Source organism: Rhizobium albus (assembly GCA_030160035.1).
In the GTDB taxonomy this organism is placed as follows: Bacteria; Pseudomonadota; Alphaproteobacteria; order Rhizobiales; family Rhizobiaceae; genus Georhizobium; species Georhizobium albus.
The window spans coordinates 453,354-477,444 of sequence record BSNO01000003.1 but is presented as its reverse complement, the minus strand read 5'-3'; the positions used below and the strand labels follow the sequence as shown (position 1 = coordinate 477,444).

The following is a 24,091-nucleotide window of genomic DNA, read 5'->3' as shown; positions in this document are numbered from 1 at the left end:
CCTAGCCGATGGTGAAACCGCGCATGAGCGCGGACCTGCGGCCGACAAGGGCCGCGATGAGAAACAAGAGCGACACGCTGACGAAAATGCAGACGCCGTAGGCGCAGGCGACGGCGAGACCGCCATTGCCGTTCCAGACGCTGAGCAGCGAGGTGGAGATCGTCTGCGTGCTGAAGCCGCGAAGAATGATGGAAGCGCTGAGTTCCGGGATCGCGAGAATGAACACCAGCAGCCAGGTGTAGATGACGACCGGCATAATGAGCGGCAGCGTGATGCGCATCAGCGTCTGGAACTCCGTCGCGCCGAAGACGCGGGAGGATTCCTCGATTTCCGGCGAAATCTGGAGCAGTGCCGTCTGCCCGTTGCGCACGCCGATGGGAATGAAGCGCGCAAGATAGGCGACGAGCAGGATCGTCGGCGTGCCGTAGATGCCGGTCAGGTTGCCGGGCCAGTTCAGGTAGATGACGATCAGCGCGAAGGCGATGGCCGTTCCGGGCACGGCGAGCGGCAGAATGGAAAGATAATCGAGCGCACTGCGACCGGCAAACCGGGTCCGCAGGATGACGTAGGATACGATGACGCCGATGGCGACGACGATCGTTGCTGCCGATGCAGCAAGCGATACGCTGAGCAGCGCCGCCTTGCGGATGGATGCATCCGACAGGACGACACGATAATTGTCGAGCGTCAGATTGGCGATGTTGAAGCCGTTGCCGATGCTCTTCATCAGGCTGACGGCGATCATCGTTCCATACGGGAGGACGAAGGCGATCAGGACATAGAAGACTGCAAGCGCGGTCAGGAGCGGCGTTGCCCAACCGAGATCGATGCGCCTTGGCGCGAAGGCTTTGCCGCCGAGCGTGCGGTAGCGATCCTCGTTGCGCAGCATGAGGCGCTGACCACCAAGCGCAATGCCCGACAGCAGCACGAGCACCACCGCCGCGACCGACGCGGAGGCGAAATCGAGCCCAAGCAGCGCGTTGCGGATCGAGACCGTCAACACGTCGATGCCGAGCATTTCCGGCGGACCGTACATGGCAAGCGATGTCGCAAAGGCGAGAAGCGCGCCGGCGAGCAAGGCCGGACGCATGAGCGGCAAGGTCACGTCGCGAATGGCCTCGAGCGCTGACGCGCCCTTCAGACGTGCCGCCTCTTCAAGCGCGGGATCCATGTTGGCGAGCGCCGGTGTGAGCGCGAGGAAGACGAAGGCAACACCGTTCGGAAGCGCGGTGAGCACCAGGCCCCAGAGGCTGAAGATGTCGATCGGTCCGGCGGTCGACTGCATGCCGAACACGGCCCGCAAGGCCACGTTGGCATACCCCGCGTTCGGCCCGGCCATCAGTATGTAGCCCATGGCGAGCAGAAACTCGGGGCTGATCAGGGCGAGGATCATCGTGGCGCGCACGATGCGCTTCAGTTGCATGTTGGTCCGCGCGACCCCGAAAGCGAGCGGCGCACCGATGACGACACTCAGAACCGCGATGCCGATGGCGACGAGAAGGCTGTTCCAAGTCGCCGTGAGAAGCCGTGGGCTGGAGAGGAAATCGCGGTAGGCTTCAAGTGTCCAGCCATCCTGGTAGACGCTGGACAGGAAGATCGCGGCAACCGGTGCGCCGATGAAGATGACCAGGCATACAACCGACAGGCCAGCCGCGGTCAGCGACCAGCCGCTTGAGCCGGATCGCTGCATTTTGCCTGTCGATGCTCGATCGACCGTAGCGGCTGCCTCGGCGGACATCATCGCGAGGCCGTTTCCAACTCGCGCACTGCCGTGCCGGCCGGCACCAGCAGGTGGCTATCGATGGTCTTCAGGTCCGGCGCAACCGCGACGTCGAACGGGATGTGCGAGAGCACGTCTTTCTGCAGATCGATGCCTGGCACGATTTCCGTCAGGACCAGGCCCTGAGGCGTGACGGAGAAGACGCCGCGGTCGGTGATGATCGTTGCGGTCTTGCCGCTTTCGAGACCAAGGCGCGCATTGAACGTGATCTGCTCGACGGCTTCGACGAAGCGACGGATGCGTCCTTCCTTTGCGATCGTCAGCCCGTTCTCGCCATGCGTCTCGTCGAGGCCGCCTGTGGTCAACGTTCCGCAGAACATCAGATTGCGCACGCCGTGAACGATGTTCACGAAGCCACCGCACCCAGGCAGCATGCCCGAGAAGCGGCTGACATTGATGTTGCCGTGCCGGTCTACTTCGCCAAAGGACAGGATCGAGACGTCGGGGCCACCGCCCTCGTAAAACTGGAACACCTCGTTCTGGTCGAGAATGATCTCGGGATTGCGGGAGACGCCGCCCACCTGCGGCCAGCCGCCCATCGGTCCCTGCTCGACCGTGAAATAGAGGTCGTCGCGTCCGGCAGCACGCGCCATTTCAGGTACTTCGTACATGGGAACGCCGGCACCGAGATTGACCATGGCACCTTGCGGCAATTTGCTGACGGCGAGCCGCGCCACGAAATCTCGGGGCAGATTGCGATGGCTTGTCGCTGGCAGTTCGATGCGCTCGGCCCCCGTCAGATGCGGGGCCTGCTCGTCCTCCCAGACATCAGGCTGGACCACCACGGCACTGACGATGCTGCCCGGAATGCGACCCATGCGGGGGTGGATCTCGCCCACCTCAACGATGCGGTTCACTTCGGCGATCACCTTGCCACCAGACTGGTGCGCAGCCATGGCGAGTTCGATCGTTCCATGATCGAAGGCTTCCTGATCGAAGAAGAGATTGCCGCGCATGTCGGCAGCGCTTGCCTTAATGAAGGCGACATCGATCGGCAGGCGCGGATAGTAGATGAGGTCCTCGCCTTCGAGCGTCGTCCGCCGGCAGAAATCCGCCTGCGCAGCTGCGTTGACCTTGCCGCCACCAAGCTCCGGATCGACGAACGTGCCGATGCCCACCGGTGTGGCGAAGCCCGAGCGTCCAGCCGCTGTCGCACGGAGCAGCTGAACCAGTGTGCCCATCGGAAGATTGTAGGCGGCCGTCTGATTGCTATCGATCAAGACGTTCAAAGCGTTGCTGGAGGAACGGCTGAAGCTCGAAGTAATCACTTTGGACATCAGCCCTGGCACCGCGAGGCGGTTGAGGCCACTGTCGGCTCCGCCCTTCCCCCCGCGCGCCCGCTCCACCATAGCGATGGCAACAACGGTGAGGTTGCCCGGCGCTTGCGCCTTCGAAAATCTATCAGCCAAGGCTGCAATCAAAGCTTCTGGAACGACGCGGTAGCCGCCTCCTGAAATTGCCAATGTCCCACCAGTGGGAACTAGCTCTGCCGCCTGGTCGCCCGAAATCACACGCAAGTTTCTTCTCCCTCGACACGTTCCAAGGGAGGCTATCTGAAAGCGCTATCATTGGCAATTGCCCCAGTCCCGTTTCATTCAAGAGCGCAAAAGGATGCGACGGGGCCTTGAAGTTTCGGCGATATCTCAATCCTCACAAGAGGTTATCGCTTCATCGCCTGATACAATTACGGCGTCAGTGATATTTATGATGTAAAGGCTTACATTTTTTTCTTTCCACGCTTCATGCGGTGTGGCAGATCAGAGGCAATCGATCATCGAACGTCGGAGTTTCCATGCGTCAGCGACTGCAAAGCGGCATCATCCCCGCGCCCATCATGCCTTTCCTCGAGAATGCGGCTGTCGACTGGAGAACATTCGATTCCTACATGGGCCAGTTGATCGGCTCCGGCATTTCGGCACTAGCCGTGAACATGGCTGCGGCGGAAGCAACGGCTCTCGAGCACTCCGAACAGGTCGAAGCCGTCAAGCGCAGCCGGCAGATCTCAGCCGGCGAAGTTCCGATCGTGGCGGGGCTGATCGCACCCTACACGCAGGGTGCCGTCGACCACGCAAAACGCTTGGTGGATGCGGGCGCCGAAAGTCTCGTCGTCTTCCCGCCGCTGCCGACGTTTCTCTCGAAGCCCCTGCCCGCATCGATCGTGGTGGACTATCATGCCGCCGTCGAAGAAGCCGTGGATGTTCCCCTCATCGCCTTCCAGACCGCCAATGCCGGCTATCCGGTGGGAACGATCGCCAAGCTTGCCGAACTGAAGAACGTCGTTGCAATCAAGGATGCGGCCTTCGACATCGATCGCACTTGGGAGATCGTCGAAGAAGCGCAAGAGACCAACGGACGCATCGCCGTCTTGACCGGCAATGACACGTTCGTGCTGGAGGCGATGCTGATGGGCTGCCAGGGCGCGTTGATCGGCCTGGCCGGCGCGTTCACTGCCAAGCTCGTCGAGATGCAGAAGCTGGCGGCTGCTGGCAAGGCAACGGAAGCCTATCAGATCTGGAACGAGATCGGCCCGATGGCGCGGCTTTGCTGGTCGAACCCGCTGCGCGATTACCGGGCACGCATGAAGTATCTGCTTATGCGCCAGGGCGTCATCCCGACCGACAAGACGCGCGCTCCCCAAACCACCATTACCGCTGCCGATCGACAGAAGGCGGATATGCTGTTCGAAAAGCATGGACTTGGGGCGCCGGCCTATCTGCCGCTCGGGCGCTGATATCGCGCTTATCGAAAACCCAAACGACGAAGTATCATGAGCCCTACAGAAAACCACTCCGACAAGATCGTCATCGAACATCCGGCGAGCCACATCGCGCTCATCCGCATCAACCGACCGGAAAAGAAGAATGCGCTGCATAGCTCGATGGTGATCGAACTCGGGCGCCTGCTGGTCGAACTCGACCGGAATGACGACATTCGCTGCGTCGTCGTGACCGGCACCGAGGCAACGTTTGCCGCCGGTGCGGACATCAAGGAAATGGTGACGTTCGGGCCTCCGGCCACATCGAACAATCCGCGCCGCGTCGCCGCCTGGCGCGCGATCGAAGCCTTCTCGAAGCCGCTCATCGCTGCCGTCAACGGCATCTGCTTCGGCGCGGGCAACGAACTGGCGATGGTCTGCGATTTCATCATCGCCGGCGAGAATGCGCAGTTTGGCCAGCCGGAAGTGAAGATCGGCGGGATGGCCGGCGATGGCGGCACGCAGCGTCTTCCACGCAAACTTGGTGCCAATGTCGCATCCTACATGCTGTTCAGTGGTGAGCCGCTTCAAGTCGAACGCGCTTACCAACTTGGCTTCGTGGTCGAGGTGTGCCCCGTTGCCGATACCGTCAACCGCGCCATCGAAATCGGCAGCATCATCGCTTCACGAGCGCCGGTCGCAGTCAGAAACACCAAGGCCTGCGTGCGCACGGCGGTCGGTGCAACGCTCGAGAACGGCATCGCGTTCGAGCGCGACGCGATCTGGCGCAACAGCATGACGGAAGACCGGCAGGAAGGCATGACGGCATTTACCGAAAAACGCCCGCCCGTCTTCAAGGGCCGCTAAGACATCGCAGCGGGCTCAGCGTTTCAAAAATGCTGAGCCCATTCGATACCGTTGAATACTTTCGAGCCGCGATCCGTGCGCATGGGCAGCTGCTGCAGCCATCTCACGCAGTGCCAGGACACGCGGATCCTCCGGATCATCCACTTCCAGCACCACACCGACCGAGCGGATGCGACACCGCACGTGCTGGAAATCCGGCAGCAGCGCGCGCGCACGCATCTCCATCTGCTCGACGAACGCCAGATCACCCGCATTGATCGAAATGCCCGTCTCGATCCTGCTCGACAGGCAGGGTTGGGCCGGCAGCTCGGCGAGATCCGTCAAGCCGAGTTTCGCCGCGACATCCCGCACGTCACGCTTCGTCAGTTGCGCCTCGATCAGCGGATGGACGACGTCGCGCTCCCTGGCGGCGAGTAGGCCGGGACGATAATCGCCGAGATCATCCAGATTGGCGCCGGAGGCGACAATCGCGTCGCCGACATTCGCGCGGATGCGGTCATAGAGGTTCGTCTTGCAGAAGTAGCAACGGTTCTGCGGGTTGGTGAGATAGCGCGCATCCGACATTTCGCCGGCTTCCGCCACCGTCAGCCGCCAGCCCTGCTCAGCCGCATGGTGCTTCACCCTTGCTGTCGCTTCCATCGGGACTGCCGGGGAGACGGCGTGGAAGACAGTCAATTGCGTGATGCCATGCGCGACATGCGCGAGCGTCATGCTGTCGACACCTCCGGAAACGGCGACTGTGAGGCTGTCGTACGGGCGAAGAACAATCCTGAGCCGGTCAACCGGGCGCTCAATCGTCATCGGCATCATCCCACTCGATCCGCCGCGCCAGGTCGCGACGTGCCTGGAGCCCCGCTATATCGGCCAGCTCGTCCGATTCGATCTTGGTGCTTGCGCCGCCACCGGGACGCTGAGCCGTCTTGACGCGACGGCCCTCACGCAGCGCATGCGCACGCGTCAATACGCGGCGCTGCTGGAGACTGATCCGCACGCCGAGCGTCGAGGTTTCCAGGAAAACGAGGTCGCTCACCTGCTTCGAAGCATCAGGGCGAACGAGGAGCTGGAACCGGGTAGCGGGACGCCCCTTCTTTCCCTGAACAGTCATCAGGCTCAGATCGATCACACCATCGGCGGCCCGCAGGCGATCGGCCGAGATCGCGATTTCCTCGCCTGTCATGTCGTCGACATCGAAGCACATGACCTCGATCTCTTCCTGTGCGGATGATGCGCCCGCGTCGAACGCCGAGAGCCGGACGATGTTTGGAAGAGCCTTGAGATCGCGCGTTCCTGCGCCTGTTCCGGTGGCGATCAGTCGACCAAGCGCTGTTGGCCGCGGCGGATCGGGGGGGCAGAGATGCTTCAAGATCGCCGCACCCGTCGGCGTCACGCGCTCGCCGGCCACACCATCGTCGCGCCAGCGAAAGCTTTCGAGGATGGCAGCGGTGGCGGGCGCAGGCACTGGCAACAGCCCATGTTGCGTCGAGACCAGCCCGGAGCCTCTCGGCAGGTCCGAGACGCTCCACTCAGCCGGCTCCAACGCTGCGATGAGGCTGCCGGCAGCCACGACGTCCATCAGCGAATCCCAATCGCCGATTTCATGGAAATGCACATCATCCAACAACGTCCCGTGAATGTGGGCTTCGGCTTCGGCGAGAATGCGCAGGATGGCGCTGGCATGAGCCGCCGTTCCTTCGGACAGCGCTGCCGTCTCGATCCGCGCGCGAAGCGAGCGGTAGTCCGAGGCAGCTTCGCGCTTTCCCTGCGACCCGCTATGGTGACCATGTGAATGATGATCATGGCCATGCCCATGATGAGCGGGACTCTCCGGCGCCCGCTCCGCCCAGGCGAGCCGAAAACGCAGTACGCGAAGGCCGGATGATTGGCCAGCTTCGATGGCGGGCTCGCCGATGTGCGCCGGAAGAACCGCGCTGACATCGGCAAGCATCGCTGGTTGCAGGTCAGGGAACGCGTCGAGCACCGCAGCGACGAACATGTCGCCCGCCATTCCGCCCACCGCATCGAGATGCAGATTGAGCCTGGTCTTCGTTGCTGCGTTCTGCGCCATAGCACTCTTTCGTCGATGCGTCAGATGGGCCGCGTTTGCAGCTGGACAGTCTTCAGCTCCGTGAATTCGTCGATGGCAAAGCGGCCGCGCTCATGTCCGACGCCACTGTCGCGGTGGCCGACGATGGGGAGTTCCGGAACGCCGGCGAGGAACGTGTTCACCTCGATCGATCCTGCGACGAGCTTGCGCGAAAACTGGATCGCTGTGTTCAGATCATTGGTCCAGACACCCGCTGCCAGTCCATACGACGTGCTGTTGGCAATGGAAACAGCCTCGCCGAAATCGTCGAACGTCAGAACGGAGAGCACCGGGCCGAAGATTTCTTCCTGCGCGATCTTCATGGCAGGCTCGACGCCCGTGAAGACCGTCGGCTGGACGAAATGGCCCGGCAGCGCGCTGACCGCACGATCGGCTTCGAGCGACCAGCGCTGCGCACCCGCTCGCTCACCATCAGCGATGTAGCCCTCGACACGCTGCTTCTGAAGGCCGCTCACGAGAGGTCCGAGCGTCGTCTCCGGATCCAGCGGATCGCCGACCTTCAACTTGGAGATTTCGGCCTGGACGGCCTCGCAGAACTTCTCGGCGATCGATCGTTCAACGACGAGCCGCGTTCCACCAACACATGCCTGGCCGGCATTGCGCGTTGCGCCCAGCGCCACTTTCTCGGCAGCCAGATCGAGATCGGCGTCCGCACACACGATATGTGCGCTTTTTCCGCCCAGTTCGAGCGACACGCGCTTCAGCCGCTCTCCGGCAAGCGCACCGATCTTGCGACCGACAGCCGTTGAACCGGTGAACGAGATCATGTCGACCTCCTCGGCACAGCAAAGCTCCTCACCGAGATCGAGGCCCGTGCCGGCGATGATGTTGACGACGCCTGCCGGGATGCCGGCTTCCATCAGAAGCTCGCCGAGACGGAGCGCCGAGCCTGAGGTCAGCTCGCTCGGTTTCACCACGGCGGAGCATCCAACGGCGAGAGCGAAGGGAAGTTTCTGGCTGTTGATCAGCAGCGGATAGTTCCAGGGCGTGATCATGCTGACCACGCCGACCGGATTGCGCAGGATCAGCCCGAGTGCGCCGTTTCCGAATGTGTCATAGGTGTCGCCATAGCTGTGACGCGCGAGCGTTGCGGCGTACTCCCAATGGGCGATCGTGCCGCCGATCTCCCGGTCGACCAAGCCGATCGGCTTGCCGACTTCCAGACACTCGATCTCGCGGAGTTCGACGCGATGCTGATCGATCAATGCTGCGACCTTGAGCAGGATCCGGCTGCGGTCGGCGGCCGACAGCCCGGACCAGACGGCACTATCGAAACTGCGCCGGGCGGCCTTTAGGGCTTCGCGCAGATCCTCGGCCGTCGCCTTGGGATAGCGGCTGACCACCGTTCCGTGCGCTGGGTTTTCCCGTTCGATGACGTCGCGCTCACCTGCCCTCACGAAGCGCCCGTCGATGAGGGCAGAATAGTCGCGCGGCTTTTCGGGAAGTTTCAGCGGGCCGGGTCCGGTGGAATGCTGCAATGGTTCTCTCCTGATGTCGATCAGGCCGCTACCTGGCGGCGCCTCTGCTCGAGGATGATGTCCGAGATGCGCTCGGCGACCATGATCGTTGGCAAATTGGTGTTCCCGCTCGGAATTCCGGGAAAGATGGAGGCGTCGACGACGCGCAGGCCGTTGACGCCGTGAACGCGCCCGTCGAAATCGGTCACGGCCCTGGGGTCGTCATGCGCTCCCATTCGGCAGGAACAGGACGCGTGCCACACGCCGACAGCAGCGCGTCGAATGAACGCCTCGAGCGCATGATCGTCCTTCATCAGGACCGACATCGGGTCGCCCTCGACGATCAACGTGTTGATCAGAAGGCTACGCAGCTTTTCGGGACCGTCGAGCAGGCGTGCAAGCATGCCAGTCGCCAGACGGTTTCGTGCGTTGAGTGCGCCGACCTGGCGAACCTTGTCGCTGTAGCTTGCGGGAAACACGTCGCTCACCACACCTGCAAGCTCTTCGCTCAGTACGATTGCCGCAAGCTTGCGGTAGCCGAGCATCATCCGATCGAGATCGCGGCTGTCCGACAGAAGGTTGAAGTCGATCTTCGGTTCGATGCGCCAATCGCGATTGGCCAAGGTCACCGAACCATCCTCCGAGAAGGTCTTGTTGACCCACATGTTCACGGTGGAAAGCTGACTGCCCACATCGTGCCAGGCAGACTTCGAGGCGATCGATGCGGCCATATCACCGCGCGGTGCGCCATGAAGCTCGGACGAAAAGCGCAGTCCAAGCATGAGGTGGCGCCGGGTCCGTCCGTTAATCCGAGCTCCCGGCTTGATGAAGGCCGCAACGGCGACCGACGGATGGTCCATGAGCCTGCGGCCGACGCCCTGGCGATCCGCCACGACATCGATGCCCAGTTGTTTGAGGTCATCGGCCGGGCCAATCCCGGCGCGCAGGAGAAGTGCCGGCGAGTGGAGCGCGCCCGCCGACAGGATGACTTCCCGCGCACGATATTGCCGCTCCGGCGCATCGCCCGTCACTGCCGAAACGCCGGTGCAGGTGAGGCCCTCGAACGACAGGCCCGTGACCTGCGTGTCGGTCATCAGAGTCAGGTTCTCGCGGCTGCGCACGCGGTAGCCGAGATAGCCGATCGCCGTCGTTACGCGGCGGTCATAGATGTTGCTGATTGCCACCGGATAATATCCGTCGACGAACTCGCCGTTCTGATCCGGAACATAGGCGAAGCCAGCGTTCTTGAATGCGCGCGCCATGGCATGGGCATGTTCGGGCCAAAGGCTTTCGTCGACACGCGAGATCGCGATCGGTCCGTCCTGCCCGTGCAGCGGGCCATCGAAATCGACGTCGCGCTCGAGCTTCCTGAAGTACGGAAGCACCGTTTCCCACCGCCAGCCGGATGCGCCCTTGGCTTCCCACTCGTCGTAGTCATGCGGCGCACCGCGGTTGGCGAGTTGTCCATTAACCGCGGACCCGCCACCCAGAACCTTCGCCTGCTCGTATTTGCGCAACGGCCGCGATGCATCCGGCTTTTCCGGGGAAGAGGCCTCCGTCGTCGCTTTCAGATCGTTCCAGAGGAAGCGTGCATTCAGGTAGGCAAGTCCGGCAAAGCTGTCGAGGATCGGCGTAGGAACGCGGCCCGGGGGCGTGTCTTCGCCCGCCTCGATCAGGAGCACCCGCGTCGATGGATCGGATGAAAGCCGGTTGGCGAGCACGCACCCTGCACTTCCGCCACCCACGATGATGAAGTCGTAAATCTCGGCCATCTCGCCGGTTGCCTTCTCAGACATGCACCCAACCATCGTAACGCGGATGTTCTTCCGTGATGGGCAGAATGACCGTTTCTCCCGTTTCGGCCGCGTGGAACTGTGCCGTGATGAGTTCCAGCGATCGCCGGGCATCCTCGAGCGTGACGGCGAATGGGCGCGACTTCAGGAGTGAGTCCGCGAAATCCTCGAACTGGCCCGCAAAGTCCTCGCGCCCGACGGGTGCTGCGGCCAGGATCGCATCTGCCTGTTCCTGCAGCTCCGGCGCCGCCGCCGTCACTTCCCATGGCTCGTAGCCAGGGCGGATCGCGTTTTCGTCACGGCAGTAACGCTCGATGACCATGTTCTCGAAGCAAAGCCGGATGCGGGTGCTCGGACGAACCGAACCGAGCGTCGCGGTCAGTGAGGCGAGAGAGCCATCGGCCATGCGAAGGCTCGCCACCGCGCAATCCTCCACTTCGATCGGATTGACCCTGGTCGTCTTGAAGCCCCGCACTTCGGCAATCGGGCCCATCAGCCACGCGAATAGATCGTGGATGTGGATCGACTGGGTCAAGAGCACGCCACCCAGCTCGGTCGCGAACTTGCCGCGCCATGGCACCGAGTAGTAGGCGGGCCCGCGAAGCCATGCCGTCTCCACGGAGGAAACATAGGCGCGACCACACAAACCCGATGCGATCAGCGCCTTGATCTTCGCGATGCCCGGAGCAAAGCGGTACTGGAAAATCGGCATCACCCGGCGTCCGGATTGCTTTTCGGCTGCGATGACTTCGTCCATCAGCCGCAACGAGCTGGTGAAAGGCTTTTCGCAAATCACGTCCTTGCCGGCCTCGAGTGCCGCCATCACCATCGCATGATGCATGGAAGGCGGCGTGCAGATGCTGACGACGTCCACCTCGTCACTCGCCAGAATGGCCTCGTAGCTGGCGACCCGCTCTATGCCGTGCTTGTCCGCAAAGGACCTAGCCCGTACCTCGTCGAGATCGCAACATGCCGACACGTCGAAACGATCGTTAAGGGCATCGAAGCCCCGCTCGATCTGGCTGCCGGCGACCCATCCACAGCCGATGATGGCGACGCGCAACCGCTTCCTGTCCCGATCGCTCATTTCAGGCCGCCATATCCGCTGCATAGGCGCGGGTGAGGAGCCGACCCGCCTCGTCGAACCGAAGATCCTCCAGGGGCCCCTCGTCCACGTAGTTTGCACTGGCGCGCATGGCGGTCAGAAGCGCTTCGGACAGCAGGACCTCGTCCAGGTGAAGCGTCGAGCGGATGATGCAGAGCCCGGTTTCCGGATCGGTTCTAGACCAGGAGGTTGAAACGAGCGCGCGCAACGCATCGCGGTCATCCGGGAGCACGATCGGAAAGCGCGATTTCTCGACGAGCGTGGAAGTCAACGAGTTCATGTAGATCTGCTGCACGTCGACCTTGGCGGCGACGTCGAGTGTTGTGAAATCGGCGAGACCGACACCGAGCCCGTTGCCGCCAGTCGCCTTGGATAGGCCGAGTACCGCGATCCGCGAAACGAAGGGAGGCGGATTGGGTATCGATCGGAGATCCGCCCTCCCCGTCACCGCATGATCCATGCCTGCGCCCGAAATATCCTTGCCGATCTGCTCGACGACCAAAGCATCGATGTGGTCGAAGGGCAGTCGCGCAATGTGGGTTTTGGCGAGCTTGAGAAGACGCTCGTCCGCTTCGAAGAAGTCGTCTCGATCAACGCCTTCCAGCACGACCAGTTGCTTCGCTGCGTTTTCGACGAGCGCAATGCCGAATGCGATCGGCGAATGCTGAAGCGCGATCTTCGCGAGCGCCGGCAAGGTCTCGCTGAGTGCCGGCGGACCGGTGCGATGGACGGCCCGCGCCCCATCCGCTTTGCCGAGACCGACCGCTGTCATCTTGACCAGACCGCTCTCGATCGGCCGATCGAAGGTCGTATGGGACTTCACGCGGTTGATCACCACGACCGCATCGGCGCCTGCTGCGTTCTTGTCGAACTTACAGCGTGCCCCGTCTGGGGTCTCACCATAGTCGACGACGTCCATGGTTGCCCTGATCTCGCAACCGAGCGCTTCGGGCGTCAAACCGAGATTGGCGAGCACCTTCACCTGGCCTTCCGCCGTCCCGCCGCCATGGCTCCCCATCGCCGGAACCACGAAGGGTGCATGGCCCATGGCCTTCAGCGTGTCGATCACCGTGCGGGCGACCGTCGGGATGCTGTTGATCCCACGGCTGCCCAGTGCGACGGCGATCGCGCTTCCGGCCGGCATGGCGTTCAGCCGTGCGGAGGAGCGGATCGCCTTCTCCGCTGCACCTGGGATGTCGGTAATCGGATCGCCGGCCGGATGGCGCAGACGGACGCGCGCCACCTTCGGCAGGACGACGTCTTCGAGATGCTTGAACCTCAGCTCGGGAAACTGTGCACTCGGCATGACGATATCCTCAGTCGTGCAAACTGCGTGGCTTGGCGCGCAGGAAGTTGAAGTCGCAGCCGTCCTCGGCCTGGAGCACTTCGTCGTAGTAGAGCTTCGCGTAGCCTCGTTCGGCCTTTACGTGCGATGGCGGCGACCATTCAGTCTTGCGGCGCTCAAGCTCCTCATCGCTGACGTGCAGCGACAGAAGTCCAGCTTCAACATCGAGTTCGATCTCATCGCCGTCACGCACCAGCGCCAATGGGCCACCCGCTGCAGCTTCCGGGGAAATATGCAGGACGATCGCGCCGAAGGCAGTGCCGCTCATGCGCGCATCGGACAACCGCACCATGTCCTTCACGCCTTGCGCTGCCAGCTTCTTCGGGATCGGGATGTAGCCCGCTTCAGGCATGCCGGGCGCGCCCTTCGGGCCGGCATTTTGCAGGACGAGAACATCGTTGGCGGCAACATCGAGATCCGGCGAGTCCAGCCGATCCGCCATGTCGGCAAGAGACGTAAAGACCACTGCGCGCCCCTTGTGCTTCAGGAGCGATTTCGTCGCGGCAGCCTGCTTGATGATGGCACCGTTGGGCGCAAGATTTCCTCTGAGCAAACGGATCCCGCCGCCCTGGTGGATCGGATCCGAGATCGGACGAACAGCGTCCTGCTTCCAGGTTGGCGGCTGCGCTTCGATGTTGTCGCGAAGCGTGCGTCCGGTAATCGTCATGCAGTCCTGATCGAGCAGATCCTGGATCTCCCGCAAGACGGTGGTCAACCCACCCGCCCGGAAGAGATCCTCCATGTAATGCTGACCGGATGGCTTGAGGTCGACCAGAACGGGCGTCTCGGCACCCAGTTGATCGAGGTCTTCGAGATCGAAATCGAATCCAAGCCGACCGGCGATGGCGGCGAGATGGACGACACCGTTGGTCGAGCCGCCAACCGCCTGAAGCACGCGCATGGCGTTGCGCATCGACGCCTTGTTCATGATCATCGACGGACGCAGATTTTCCGCTGCGATTTCCACGGCGCGGGCACCTGTCGCTTCCGCATGGCGCATACGATCGGCATGGACTGCCGGGATAGACGCGCCACCGGGGAGCATCATGCCCATGGCTTCTGTGACCAGCGCCATCGTGCTCGCCGTACCCATCACCATGCAGGTGCCGGCGCCTGGCGCCAGCTTGCCGCTGATTTCCTCGATTTCCGCCTCGTCGATCTCGCCCGCGCGGTGCTGGCCCCAAAGACGCCGGCAATCGGTACAGGCACCGAGCCGCTCGCCCTTGTGGCTGCCGGTGATCATCGGACCGGTCACGGTCATGATTGCAGGGACATCCGCACTTGCCGCGCCCATCAGCAGCGCCGGCACTGTCTTGTCGCACCCACCGATCAGCACGACAGCATCCATCGGCTGCGCGCGGATCATCTCCTCGGCATCCATTGCCATGAGATTGCGCACATACATGCTGGTCGGATTGGTGAAGGCCTCATGCATGGAAATCACAGGGAAATCGACCGGCAGTCCACCGGCCAGCATCACGCCGCGTTTGATCGCCTCGATCATGTCGGGCACATTGCGATGGCACGCATTGAAGCCGGAATAGGTATTCGTGATACCGATGATTGGACGATCGAGCGCATCGTCCGAATAGCCCATCGCCTTGATGAAAGCCTTTCGCAGGAACAGGGAAAAGCCCGCATCGCCATACCCGGCCAACCCCTTGCGCATACCTTTGGCTTTGCTCATTTTTTCCAGCTCTCATCCTACTAAGAGATCAGTCGACATCGATAAAGTAAGCGCTTACAATTACGTCTGCTATAGGGGATCGAATTCGTCTTGTCCATCGTCAACCGCAAGGAGCCGCCGTGCCGATCACGGGAAATCGCTTGAATGAACAGAGGCCAGACGATGGTCCAGTGGAGCACCTGATCGACCGTGATCGCGCTTCGAGAACCGGCGTCGCGGAAGCCATCTTCGCCTCGGGTAAAAGCGTAGAACAACTGGCAGACATTCTCAGCGAGATCGAAGACCGCCGTGACAGCGCGCTGATCACCCGGCTGGCCCCGGAAAAAGCCGAGGCGCTGTCGAAGCTGGGATTGCGGTTACACTATGATCGCGTGTCCTCGACCGCCCGGATCGGCTCTGGCGGACCCGCGCTTAGCAAAAGCCTGGACGTTGCCGTCGTCGCCGCCGGGACATCGGACATGCCGGTCGCCTGGGAAGCGCTTCGGTCTCTGGAGTTCTTCGGCCATGGGTCAAAGCTTTTCGCCGATGTCGGTGTCGCAGGCCTATGGCGACTTCTCGACAACATCGATGAAATCCGGTCGTATCGACTGATCATCGCAGTTGCCGGAATGGAAGGCGCGCTGTTCAGCGTTCTGGCAGGGCTTGTGCATGCACCGGTGATCGCCGTGCCCACATCCGTCGGCTATGGCGTGTCGGCAGGCGGACATGCCGCATTGACTTCCGCGCTCGCATCTTGTGCGCCAGGCATCGTGACGGTCAATATAGACAACGGCTTTGGTGCTGCAGCTGCGGCGCGCAAAATGCTGTTGATCGGACAACGACTGGCCGACGTGAAGAATGACCGCGACTTGGCGGTGGCACCGCAGGCGGAACGAAGAGGATCGGGCGTTTGAGCGATACGGCAGAAGAAGCCAAGCAAGTCCGGAAGACCCGCTCGCGCCGCTCAACGCAAGCCGGCGTCAAGCTCGAGGATGTTGCGCGCCTGGCAAAAGTATCGACCGCGACGGCCTCTCGCGTCATCAACGCACCAAGCACCGTCACGGAGAAAACCCGGCGACGGGTCGAAGCCGCCATCGCCGAGCTCGGTTGGATCCCCCACGGCGCGGCGCAGGCGCTCGCTAGCCAGAGGACGCGCACGATCGGCGCCCTCATCCCGACGCTCGGTCACCAGACCATCGCGACGATGCTAGAATCCCTACAGCAGGCACTCGGTTCGGGCGGCTACACGCTGCTGCTCGGCCGTCCCGATGCTTCTGAGGCCAGAACGCTCGATCAGGCGGCGAAGATGGTCCAGAACGGCGTCGAGTGCCTGGTGATCATGGGCGAAGACCACCCCCAGGAACTGTTCACGATGCTGGAGCAGCGCAAGGTGCTGCACGTGATCGTTTACACGACCGGCGCCTTCGGACGCACGAACTGCATCGGCATCGACAATTACGACGAGATGTCGAACATGGTGCGGTACCTGATCGATCTCGGCCATCGCTCGTTCGGCGTGATCGCCGCCAATTACGCCCATAACGACCGCATCCGTCTGCGCATCAACGGCATTCAGGATACGCTGGCCAAGGAAGGGATCGCGGTTCGCCCGCAACATTTCAAGATCGTTCCGCAGTGGACGATCGGCTGTGGGCGAGAAGGCATGCGAGCGATCATCGAGGAGCCGATGCGGCCGACCGCCGTGATCTGCACCAACGACTACCTCGCATCCGGCGCGGTCATCGAGGCGAAGGCGCAGGGCCTCTCGGTGCCGGCCGACATCTCGATATCCGGTTTCGACGATATCGAACTTGCGCGGCATGTGGACCCGCCGCTCACCACTGTCGATGTTCCCAGCCGTGAGATGGGACAAGTCATCGCGAACTATGTGATGAACGTTCTCGATGGAGAGGAGATCGCGCTCCCGATCCGCGTCAACGCGCAATTGATTATCCGATCTTCGACCGGCGCTCCGCGAGAAATGGACATCTGACGTCTCCGGTCAGACTGCCATGGTTCTGACGAGAGCTGAAATGTCGGGTGCCTCGTGCAGAGCGTGCACGTGATCGATCACGGATTGCGCCGCATCGGCGGCCAGAACCATTTCCAGCAGCTCGCGCGCCTTCTCGTGCACCTGCTCGACGCTCATCGGGTTTTCCTTCCGACCGAGCACGAAGAGACCTTGGGACGCAGAAAGCGTGCTGGTCGATAGGTCCACTTCCAATCGTGCCTCGAAGCGATCCTGCCCAGGCTTCGCCGGCAGAAAGTTGATCCGTTCGCCAAGCGCACGCACGGCAGGGTCGAGCATCCGCTGTTCGTCATGGGCTGCCGCAAATGTGAGCGCGCCATCCAGGATCGTGACAGCCATGCAGTAGCGCAGGTTCAGATCCGGCATGCGGTTCTCGTCACCGATCACCTTGTACCAATCGTCGAGATATCGGATCCGGATCGCCCGAATGTCGCCAGCGTTGACCGCATGCTCATCAAGGATGCTTTCCAGCGCCGAGATCGGCGCGGCGATCGGAAATCCCACACTGTATTTCTTGAAATCCGTCTCCAGGATGCGGCAAGGGCCGTCGAGATTTTCGTAAAGTTTCTCGGGCTTCATGGCCTCGGAGAACGCGTCGAAGAAGTTGCGGTTTGCCGGGTTGAGGACATCACCACTACCGGTAAACCCCGACCGCACGAAGGCCGCAGCCTTGACTCCGTTGCTTGCTGGCATGCCTGCAAAAACGTAGCTCTTCAGCGTGTGGGCTTCATCCAGCCGCCATGTCGTCAGCCCTGATGCCTCCTGCGCCAGGTAGTTCAGCAGGATGAGGTATTTCTCCTCGTCGAAGCGCATCAGGTAGCCAGCAGCAAACCCCGCGCCGAACAGCGGGCCGAATGCGTGGCAGGACAGCGAAGACTTCGCAAAGCTCATGGCTGGCGCCATCGCCTCGCCAAACCGGATGGTCATTTCATAGCCGAGATTGACGGCCTCAATAAATTCCTGCCCTGTCGCGCCAACCTCTTCGGCAACGGCAAGCACCGCCGGAAGGACCCCGCAGCCGGGATGGGTCTGGCTCGTCTCGTGGGAATCGTCGGATTCGTCCGCATGGGCAGCCATACCGTTGGCAAGCGCGGCCTCGATGATCGGCGCCTTGATCGATGTGCCGATGACGGATGCGACCTGGCGCCCACCGAGGGCCTCGACGTATCGCTGCCCTGCCCGCCCCGCTTCCAGCGCAGAACCGGACACGATCGCAGCCAACGTGTCGATGATGTGGAGCCTCGTCTTGAGCGCGACCTCCTCGCTCATCGCGCGCGTGCGCCACTGAGCGGCGAACCGCGCGAGCAAGCGGCCATAGGCGACATGCTCAGCCATTCACCGCTCCTTCGAGACGATGGTCGGTCGGCGCAACTTTCTGAACGTTGCCTCCGCTCGCCAGGCTTTCCTGAGCGGCCTGTGCGACCGCCACCAGGTGAAGTGCGAGCCCCAGCTGACTCTGTGTTTGCTCACGGCCAAGCTTGACCTGCTCGACCAGGATTTCGCTGGCGCGCGTGAAGGTCGCCTTGCGATTGTAAGCGAGCTTCGGGAGAGAGACCTCGCGGTCGTTGGCGAACGCGTAGCGTTCGGCGAACTGAACTTCGGTATCGCGCAAATTCAGATCGAGCGTCGAGGTGATTTCGCCGGCGTGTTGGAAGGCCAGCGAGTACGTGCCGTCACCCGCCCATTGTGCCGAAACTTCCGTGATCGGGCCCAATGCGGCAACGAGCACCGACATGCCGTGGGGCGCTGCGTCCAGCAAGGCACCATGCCGTTCCTGGCGCCAGGAGGACGACGCATATGGTCCTTCCAGCAACGCGTTCGAGCGAAAGCTGGCCTCGCCTTTGACCGGCTGAAGTTTGCGCGCCTCGGAAACGAAGTCAGTGACTTCGTCGACGAACATGCGTGTCAGGAAGCAAACTGCCGATGTGCCGCGATTGCGGATGCCCTCGACGATCGCGTTGGCCTCATCGAGAGTAGGACCGAGCGGCTTTTCGAGAATGACGTGCAGGCCTCGCCCGATCGCCTGCGGCGCCAGTTCTGCTTGGATGGTCGGCGGGACGGCGAAGGACAGCGCATCCACCTCATCGCACAGCGCCTCGAAACTGGGAAAGGCACGCAACCCGTGCTTCGAGGCCAGGTCGCCCCGCTTCCCGGCATCGCGGCCCCAGACCCCGACCAGTTCCACATCCTCATTGGCCAAGAGGCCGGGAATATGGACATTGTCGGCCCAAAAAGCCGTGCCACACACACCGAATTTCAGCATTTGGATTCCTTCGAGATTTCAATCCAGAGCGCGCGCTGCCACAGCCGGCGCGCGATCACGGATCAATCGAAAGCGAGATTAGGCAGCCAGGTGACCAGCGGAGGAACCAACATGAACACGAAGGTCGCGATGATCAGGGCGAGAACGAAGGGCAGGATCGACTTCGACGCCTCTGCGATACTGATCCTGGCGATCCCCGCGCCGATGAAGAGAAGCGTCCCAACGGGCGGCGTGAGGCCGCCGATGAGGCATGCGATCACGAAGACGATGCCGGCGTGGATCGGATCGTAGCCGAGACCGGCGCTGACCGCCGCCAGAGGTGCGGCAAACATGATGAGGACAGCGGTCGCATCGATGAACAGGCCAAGACCGAGCAGTGCAAGAATCACCAGCGCCATCTGCAATTCCGGAACGGCCGTGACGCTTTGCAGGAACTCGATCATCTCAGCCTGGACGCGCGCCCGGGTCATCAGGTTTGCAAAAACCGTTGATGTCGCCAGGATTAGCATCACCATCGCGGTGGTGAATCCAGCATTCAAAAACGCTTTGCGCAGTCTCTCCCGGGTAAAGCCGCCATATACGAATGTGCCGAGGATCAGGATCGTGCCGATCGCGATGACACCTGCTTCAGTTGGGGTGAAGAAACCGCCGGTGATGCCGCCGAGAATGATGATCGGAATCAGCATGGCGGGGCCCGAACCGCGCAGCACCTTCAGGAAATTGCCCCAGTCGCGCTTGCGAGCGTCATGGTCGACGCCGATGCCGAGACGGACCGCTTCGAGATGCGCGACGAGCATCAATGTCAGTCCGACCAGGATTCCCGGAATGACGCCGCCGAGGAAGAGCTTGCCCGTGGAGACGCCGGTCAAATAGCCATAGATGATCATAAGCGTGCTGGGCGGGATGATCGATCCCATCACCGATGACGAACTGGTCACCGCGGCGGCATATCCTGCGGGATAGCCATGGGCCTTCATGCTCGGGATTAGAACAGATCCCTGCGAGGCAGCGTCGGCAACGGCAGAGCCTGTGATGCCGCCGAAAAGGATCGAGGCGATGATATCGCAGTGCGCGAGGCCGGCGCGCATGCGGCCGACCATGAACGCGGCAAGGTCCATGATCTTGTCAGTCATCCGGCAGGCGTTCGCTAAGGTGCCCGTCAGAATGAAGAACGGGATCGCCATCAGCGGGAAGGAATCGATTCCGCCGAACATCCGGCTGATCACGAGCGACAGCGGCAGATTGCCTTCGAGATAAATGGGAAGCAGCGATGCAAGACCGATGGAAAAAGCGATCGGTACGCCAATCAGAAGCAGAATGAGAAACGAACTGAAAAGAACAGGAATCATGAGACAAGCCTTGGCAAGCAGCAGACGAAACGCTCAGTCCGCCTCGAAGAATTCTCGCGGCTGAGACGTGTACTCGCGCCAGATCAGGCGGAGCGTCTCACCGATCATGATGACTGCGCCGACCGGAATCGCGGCGTAGGCATAGCTCATGGGCATTTGGAGAGAGGCGGACTGCTGGGCGTGGTTCGAGATCGTCAGCGTTCCTCCGAACCAAAGGAGAACGCCTTCGAACAGCAGCATCAAGCCGAGGCAGAAAATCATCAGCCAGTTCTGAGCGCGTCCCGGCAACATGATCACGAAGATATCGACGTTCAGGTGGATCCAGTACCGGATGCCGAGACCTCCGGCTAGGAACACGACCCAGATGCTGATGTAGCGGCTGACTTCTTCAGCCCAATAAATGCCGCCCTGACCCGGAATGAGCCGGATCAACGTCGAGCTCAGCGTCAGGCTCACCATGGCGACAAGGCCGAGAATGATGAGCGTTTCAAGAGTTTTGATATAAGCGCTTGTCATCCCCGGCCTCACTCTTCAAATTACTCGGCGCTCGATGCTTCGAGCATCTTCTGGTAGACGGCGTAGACGTCGTCACCCTTGCTCTTCACATACTCGTCCATCGCCGCCAGCACAGGCTCGCGGAACGGTGCGATATCGACTTCGATGATCTCGACGCCGCCGTCGACCATGGCCTGCATGGCAGCTTCGTCGGCCGCCTTGTGAAGTCCGAGTTGGAACTCGCCGGCTTCGGCCGCAGCTTCCTCGATGATCTGGCGGTGCTCGTCGCTGAGACCATCCCACCATGCCTTGTTGGCCACCATCGGCTGCGGATAGAAGTTGTGACGGGTCAGCGTGAGATAGCCGGCCCGTTCGAAGAACTTGCTCGACACGATCGTTTCCGAAGTACCGTCGACAGCGTCGATTACACCCGATTCAAGCGAGGTGTAGACTTCGCCAAGGCTGATGGCCGTGGGCGTCGCGCCCCAGGTCTGGGCCAGCGCGACGAAGAGAGGCGTCTGCGGAATGCGCAGCTTCAGCCCGGCCATGTCTTCAAGCGAGCGCACCGGGGTCTTCGAAAGAAGATTGCGTGGGCCCTGGTACATTGTGCCGACGAGATGGAAGCCCTGCGGCTCCATGAAGGCGTTCAGGTCGTCTGAGATCGCATTGAAGACGTTCGCGAGATCTTCGACGTCCGCGTAGGTGTAGAAGGCCTCCATCACCTCAAGCTGGGGGACGAAGGAACCGGTACCCGGCAGACCGCTCAGCACCATCTCGAGACCGCCGGCACGCGTCATCTCGGCCATCTCGCGTTCGGAACCGAGTTCCTCCGCGTAGAAGACCTGAACGTCGATGGCGCCATCCGACTTCTCTTCGACGAGGCGCTCGAACTCGGCGCTGCCCTGGGAGATCGTATGGGTCGTCTGGTAGACCGTTCCGACGCGCAATGTCACATCAGCAGCAGCCGCAAGCCCTGCGGACAGCACGAGCGAGATTGCCGTCGTCAATAGAAGCTTCGAATTCACCGTTTACTCCTCCTTTTCAATGCGGCCGGGGATGTCGACAGCGACAGCGCCATCAAATTTGCGGAATACCCGCACAACCCCGACCATCTCTCCCTGATTACGGCGTCTTGTGTAATCGCTTACATATTCGCATTGCTTTTTTGGTCCGTCAATTCACTCGCCACTAAAAAAGTCAGGCTGCCCTCGACAACCTTTGACCTACCTCCCAAAACACCCGCGCACCCGGCGATCTCCACCATTAGCAATCCTGAAAGTTTTGGCGCCGGCGCTCTCAAATGGCGCGCTTTGTTCCCCATCGAGCCCCTCGATCAACGCATCTTGGAGTGTGTCAGACCCATTGATTAAACCGCTTACATATCCTATTCGGCTTGACGGCAACCACCACTCGAAACGGAGCATTCAGATGACCACGCATCAACATCGCATTGCCAAGGTCGACGTCCATCTGGTGTCTTCGCCCGTCCCTGCAGGTTTTGCCGATGCAACGCGCACCGTCGAGACGATCGGCTTTACAGTGGTGCGGATCACAACGGATCAGGGATTGGAAGGCTTCGGCCTCACCTATCACGAGGTCGGTGGTGAAGCGACGCGAAGCCTGATCCGCCACAACATCGCTCCGAGGATCACTGGTCGTGATCCTCTGGATACCGAAGTGCTGTGGGAGGAACTGTTTCATTACCTGAGAGGCGTCGGCCGCAAGGGTCTGACCTATTGCGCATTGAGCGCGGTGGACCTCGCTCTTTGGGACCTCAAAGGAAAGATCATCGGGCTGCCTCTCTACCGGTTGCTGGGTGGCGGGAAGACCCGCCTGCCCGTCTATGCCAGCGGCGGCTGGACATCTTATGACGACGATCAACTGGTCGACGAAATGGTGGGCATGGTCGGGGAAGGCTATAGTCAGATCAAGTTCAAAGTCGGCGTGGACAACGCGCGGAACCTCAACCGCGATCTCGCGCGCGTGCGCAAAGTCCGAGAGGCTGTCGGACCCGATGTCCGGCTGCTGATCGATGCCAACAATTGCTGGGACGCCGGAACGGCCATCAAATTCGCCGATCGCGCGAAGGAATTCGACATCTATCTGTTCGAGGAACCGGTTCTCGCCGACGACATACCCGGACTTGCCCGGGTGCGGCGCGGCACCAGCATTCCCCTGGCCACCGGCGAGCATGAATATACGAAATACGGTGCGCGCGACCTCATCCTCGGCGAAGCGGCAGACATCATCCAACTCGACGGCGCGCGCGCCGGCGGCATGACGGAAATGCTAAAGATCGGGGCGCTGACGCAGGCGTGGAACCTGAAATTTGCCCCCCACGCGATGGAGCACATGCACATGCACATCGTCAGCGTGATGCCGAACGCGCTTTTCCTGGAACGCCTGCGCATCTTCGAGGATGTTTCGAACAAGATCGTGCGAAACGCGCCGCTGCCGAACGACGGCTTCATCGAGATCCCCGCCGGCCCGGGCCATGGGCTGGAGCTGGACATGGATTTTATTACGGAGTTCGACGAAGCCTGATCCGTTGAGGAGGCGCGGTTAATTGCGCATCTCAGCCGTTGTCGGTCATAAATCGCATCGGTCAGACAGGGCAACCACCCCTGCCCCGGAGACCGTCGGCATCTGCATCGGCAAATCGAATTCGCGCGACTGTGCGCGGCGATCAAGAGATCGCGTGTTAGCCCCTCGCCCGGATGCGCTAGCGCGGCAACTTCCGAGCGATGCGTCCAAGCGGAGTAGAGCCAAACGGGCGATACCTCTTAGGTCTTGATCTGCCGGGGTGATTTTGGCTTCGTGGCGCGCTTCGGCGCGGGCGGCGGGCTTTCAACGCTGGCTGTCACAACATCGGGTGTCGCCTCATCTTGAGGCTGACCGGCGGTCTCGGTTTCCGCGAATTCTTCACAAGCCAAGCGCCAATGAACATCCTGACGACCCTCCGGTCGCCCTTCTGATTCCCATAGCTCATAAGCCCTCGCGCGGATCTGACTGAGCTTGTTTTCCTGGCGGTCGGCATCGTCCATCTCGGGTCCTCTTGCGAAAGTTGGATATCCCACGCCGGTCGAACAGCTTCTCGGGCGCTTTGTTCAGCGCGTGAGAAGAAAACCTCGGCCAGCAAGGAA

General features: G+C 61.7%; 20 protein-coding genes. 5 read left to right on the top strand and 15 right to left on the bottom strand.

Translation table 11 applies throughout. The features are described from left to right. Position 1: 1 nt before the first annotated feature. Together QQL76_RS10065 and QQL76_RS10060 are read right to left on the bottom strand one after the other, a co-directional pair. Positions 2–1,690: an ABC transporter permease gene (locus tag QQL76_RS10065; RefSeq protein WP_499207516.1), complete on the bottom strand. Its 1,689-nt coding sequence runs from the start codon at positions 1,688–1,690 to the stop codon at positions 2–4. Positions 1,691–1,737: 47 nt separating this feature from the next. Further along, entirely contained in the window at positions 1,738–3,291 is a 1,554-nt protein-coding gene (locus tag QQL76_RS10060; RefSeq protein WP_499208348.1) for a CoA-transferase, read from the bottom strand. A 281-nt stretch (positions 3,292–3,572) separates the two neighbouring features. Between QQL76_RS10060 and QQL76_RS10055 the strand changes: the two genes are divergently transcribed. Further along, complete coding sequence (locus QQL76_RS10055) at positions 3,573–4,511, top strand: dihydrodipicolinate synthase family protein (protein ID WP_499207515.1); 939 nt, start codon at positions 3,573–3,575, stop codon at positions 4,509–4,511. A 36-nt stretch (positions 4,512–4,547) separates the two neighbouring features. Continuing rightward, complete coding sequence (locus tag QQL76_RS10050; protein ID WP_499207514.1) at positions 4,548–5,342, top strand: enoyl-CoA hydratase/isomerase family protein; 795 nt, start codon at positions 4,548–4,550, stop codon at positions 5,340–5,342. A 15-nt stretch (positions 5,343–5,357) separates the two neighbouring features. Here the strand turns inward: QQL76_RS10050 and larE are convergent, their stop codons facing one another. The 7 genes from larE to QQL76_RS10015 are packed head-to-tail and all read right to left on the bottom strand — an operon-like array spanning position 5,358 to position 14,833. After that, positions 5,358–6,143, bottom strand: a complete 786-nt coding sequence (gene larE / locus QQL76_RS10045) for an ATP-dependent sacrificial sulfur transferase LarE (RefSeq protein WP_499207513.1) — start codon at positions 6,141–6,143, stop codon at positions 5,358–5,360. Further along, positions 6,133–7,407 (bottom strand): LarC family nickel insertion protein, encoded by a 1,275-nt coding sequence (gene larC / locus QQL76_RS10040; RefSeq protein ID WP_499207512.1) that lies wholly within the window; start codon positions 7,405–7,407, stop codon positions 6,133–6,135. Before larC ends, larE begins: the two co-directional genes overlap by 11 nt. Before the next feature lie 20 nt (positions 7,408–7,427). Beyond that, the gene (locus QQL76_RS10035) at positions 7,428–8,924 is read right to left on the bottom strand and encodes an aldehyde dehydrogenase family protein (protein ID WP_499207511.1); all 1,497 of its coding nucleotides are present in this window, start codon (positions 8,922–8,924) and stop codon (positions 7,428–7,430) included. Between the two features lie 20 nt (positions 8,925–8,944). Further along, positions 8,945–10,666, bottom strand: a complete 1,722-nt coding sequence (locus tag QQL76_RS10030) for a GMC family oxidoreductase (RefSeq protein ID WP_499208347.1) — start codon at positions 10,664–10,666, stop codon at positions 8,945–8,947. A 25-nt stretch (positions 10,667–10,691) separates the two neighbouring features. Further along, on the bottom strand, positions 10,692–11,783 hold the full coding sequence (locus QQL76_RS10025; protein ID WP_499207510.1) for a Gfo/Idh/MocA family protein: 1,092 nt from the start codon (positions 11,781–11,783) through the stop codon (positions 10,692–10,694). A gap of 1 nt (position 11,784) precedes the next feature. Next, entirely contained in the window at positions 11,785–13,107 is a 1,323-nt protein-coding gene (locus tag QQL76_RS10020; protein ID WP_499207509.1) for a nickel pincer cofactor-dependent isomerase, group 22, read from the bottom strand. A gap of 10 nt (positions 13,108–13,117) precedes the next feature. After that, positions 13,118–14,833, bottom strand: a complete 1,716-nt coding sequence (locus QQL76_RS10015; RefSeq protein WP_499207508.1) for an IlvD/Edd family dehydratase — start codon at positions 14,831–14,833, stop codon at positions 13,118–13,120. A gap of 140 nt (positions 14,834–14,973) precedes the next feature. Here QQL76_RS10015 and larB point away from each other — a divergent pair, with 140 nt between their 5' ends. After that, the gene (larB, locus tag QQL76_RS10010; RefSeq protein WP_499207507.1) at positions 14,974–15,726 is read left to right on the top strand and encodes a nickel pincer cofactor biosynthesis protein LarB; all 753 of its coding nucleotides are present in this window, start codon (positions 14,974–14,976) and stop codon (positions 15,724–15,726) included. Then, positions 15,723–16,805, top strand: coding sequence for a LacI family DNA-binding transcriptional regulator (locus tag QQL76_RS10005; RefSeq protein ID WP_499207506.1), 1,083 nt, complete (start codon positions 15,723–15,725; stop codon positions 16,803–16,805). Before larB ends, QQL76_RS10005 begins: the two co-directional genes overlap by 4 nt. A gap of 9 nt (positions 16,806–16,814) precedes the next feature. On the opposite strand, the gene QQL76_RS10000 is transcribed toward QQL76_RS10005, so the two are convergent. The 5 genes from QQL76_RS10000 to QQL76_RS09980 all read right to left on the bottom strand — a co-directional run bounded on the left by QQL76_RS10000 (position 16,815) and on the right by QQL76_RS09980 (position 21,973). Then, the gene (locus tag QQL76_RS10000) at positions 16,815–18,176 is read right to left on the bottom strand and encodes an MmgE/PrpD family protein (RefSeq protein WP_499207505.1); all 1,362 of its coding nucleotides are present in this window, start codon (positions 18,174–18,176) and stop codon (positions 16,815–16,817) included. After that, entirely contained in the window at positions 18,169–19,104 is a 936-nt protein-coding gene (locus tag QQL76_RS09995) for a Gfo/Idh/MocA family protein (RefSeq protein WP_499207504.1), read from the bottom strand. The genes QQL76_RS10000 and QQL76_RS09995 overlap by 8 nt, the downstream gene beginning before the upstream one ends. A 62-nt stretch (positions 19,105–19,166) precedes the next feature. Further along, positions 19,167–20,453, bottom strand: coding sequence for a TRAP transporter large permease (locus QQL76_RS09990; RefSeq protein ID WP_499207503.1), 1,287 nt, complete (start codon positions 20,451–20,453; stop codon positions 19,167–19,169). Positions 20,454–20,486: 33 nt separating this feature from the next. Further along, positions 20,487–20,969: a TRAP transporter small permease gene (locus tag QQL76_RS09985; protein ID WP_151984252.1), complete on the bottom strand. Its 483-nt coding sequence runs from the start codon at positions 20,967–20,969 to the stop codon at positions 20,487–20,489. A 20-nt stretch (positions 20,970–20,989) separates the two neighbouring features. Beyond that, entirely contained in the window at positions 20,990–21,973 is a 984-nt protein-coding gene (locus QQL76_RS09980) for a TRAP transporter substrate-binding protein (protein WP_499207502.1), read from the bottom strand. Positions 21,974–22,376: 403 nt separating this feature from the next. On the opposite strand from QQL76_RS09980, the gene QQL76_RS09975 reads away from it, so the two are divergent. Further along, on the top strand, positions 22,377–23,492 hold the full coding sequence (locus QQL76_RS09975) for a mandelate racemase/muconate lactonizing enzyme family protein (RefSeq protein ID WP_499207501.1): 1,116 nt from the start codon (positions 22,377–22,379) through the stop codon (positions 23,490–23,492). A 239-nt stretch (positions 23,493–23,731) separates the two neighbouring features. Here the strand turns inward: QQL76_RS09975 and QQL76_RS09970 are convergent, their stop codons facing one another. Continuing rightward, positions 23,732–23,992, bottom strand: coding sequence for a DUF2934 domain-containing protein (locus QQL76_RS09970; protein ID WP_499207500.1), 261 nt, complete (start codon positions 23,990–23,992; stop codon positions 23,732–23,734). Positions 23,993–24,091 lie beyond the last annotated feature (99 nt).

Bases quoted from the DNA above. Each gene is read 5' to 3' on its own strand.
- QQL76_RS09995 (WP_499207504.1), bottom strand. From the start codon at position 19,104: ATGCTGAAATTCGGTGTGTGTGGCACGGCTTTTTGGGCCGACAATGTC.
- QQL76_RS09990 (WP_499207503.1), bottom strand. From the start codon at position 20,453: ATGATTCCTGTTCTTTTCAGTTCGTTTCTCATTCTGCTTCTGATTGGC.
- QQL76_RS10055 (WP_499207515.1), top strand. From the start codon at position 3,573: ATGCGTCAGCGACTGCAAAGCGGCATCATCCCCGCGCCCATCATGCCT.
- larE (WP_499207513.1), bottom strand. From the start codon at position 6,143: ATGACGATTGAGCGCCCGGTTGACCGGCTCAGGATTGTTCTTCGCCCG.
- QQL76_RS09975 (WP_499207501.1), top strand. From the start codon at position 22,377: ATGACCACGCATCAACATCGCATTGCCAAGGTCGACGTCCATCTGGTG.
- QQL76_RS09970 (WP_499207500.1), bottom strand. From the start codon at position 23,992: ATGGACGATGCCGACCGCCAGGAAAACAAGCTCAGTCAGATCCGCGCG.
- QQL76_RS09985 (WP_151984252.1), bottom strand. From the start codon at position 20,969: ATGACAAGCGCTTATATCAAAACTCTTGAAACGCTCATCATTCTCGGC.
- QQL76_RS10020 (WP_499207509.1), bottom strand. From the start codon at position 13,107: ATGCCGAGTGCACAGTTTCCCGAGCTGAGGTTCAAGCATCTCGAAGAC.
- QQL76_RS10015 (WP_499207508.1), bottom strand. From the start codon at position 14,833: ATGAGCAAAGCCAAAGGTATGCGCAAGGGGTTGGCCGGGTATGGCGAT.
- QQL76_RS10065 (WP_499207516.1), bottom strand. From the start codon at position 1,690: ATGCAGCGATCCGGCTCAAGCGGCTGGTCGCTGACCGCGGCTGGCCTG.
- QQL76_RS10025 (WP_499207510.1), bottom strand. From the start codon at position 11,783: ATGAGCGATCGGGACAGGAAGCGGTTGCGCGTCGCCATCATCGGCTGT.
- larC (WP_499207512.1), bottom strand. From the start codon at position 7,407: ATGGCGCAGAACGCAGCAACGAAGACCAGGCTCAATCTGCATCTCGAT.
- QQL76_RS10000 (WP_499207505.1), bottom strand. From the start codon at position 18,176: ATGGCTGAGCATGTCGCCTATGGCCGCTTGCTCGCGCGGTTCGCCGCT.
- QQL76_RS10050 (WP_499207514.1), top strand. From the start codon at position 4,548: ATGAGCCCTACAGAAAACCACTCCGACAAGATCGTCATCGAACATCCG.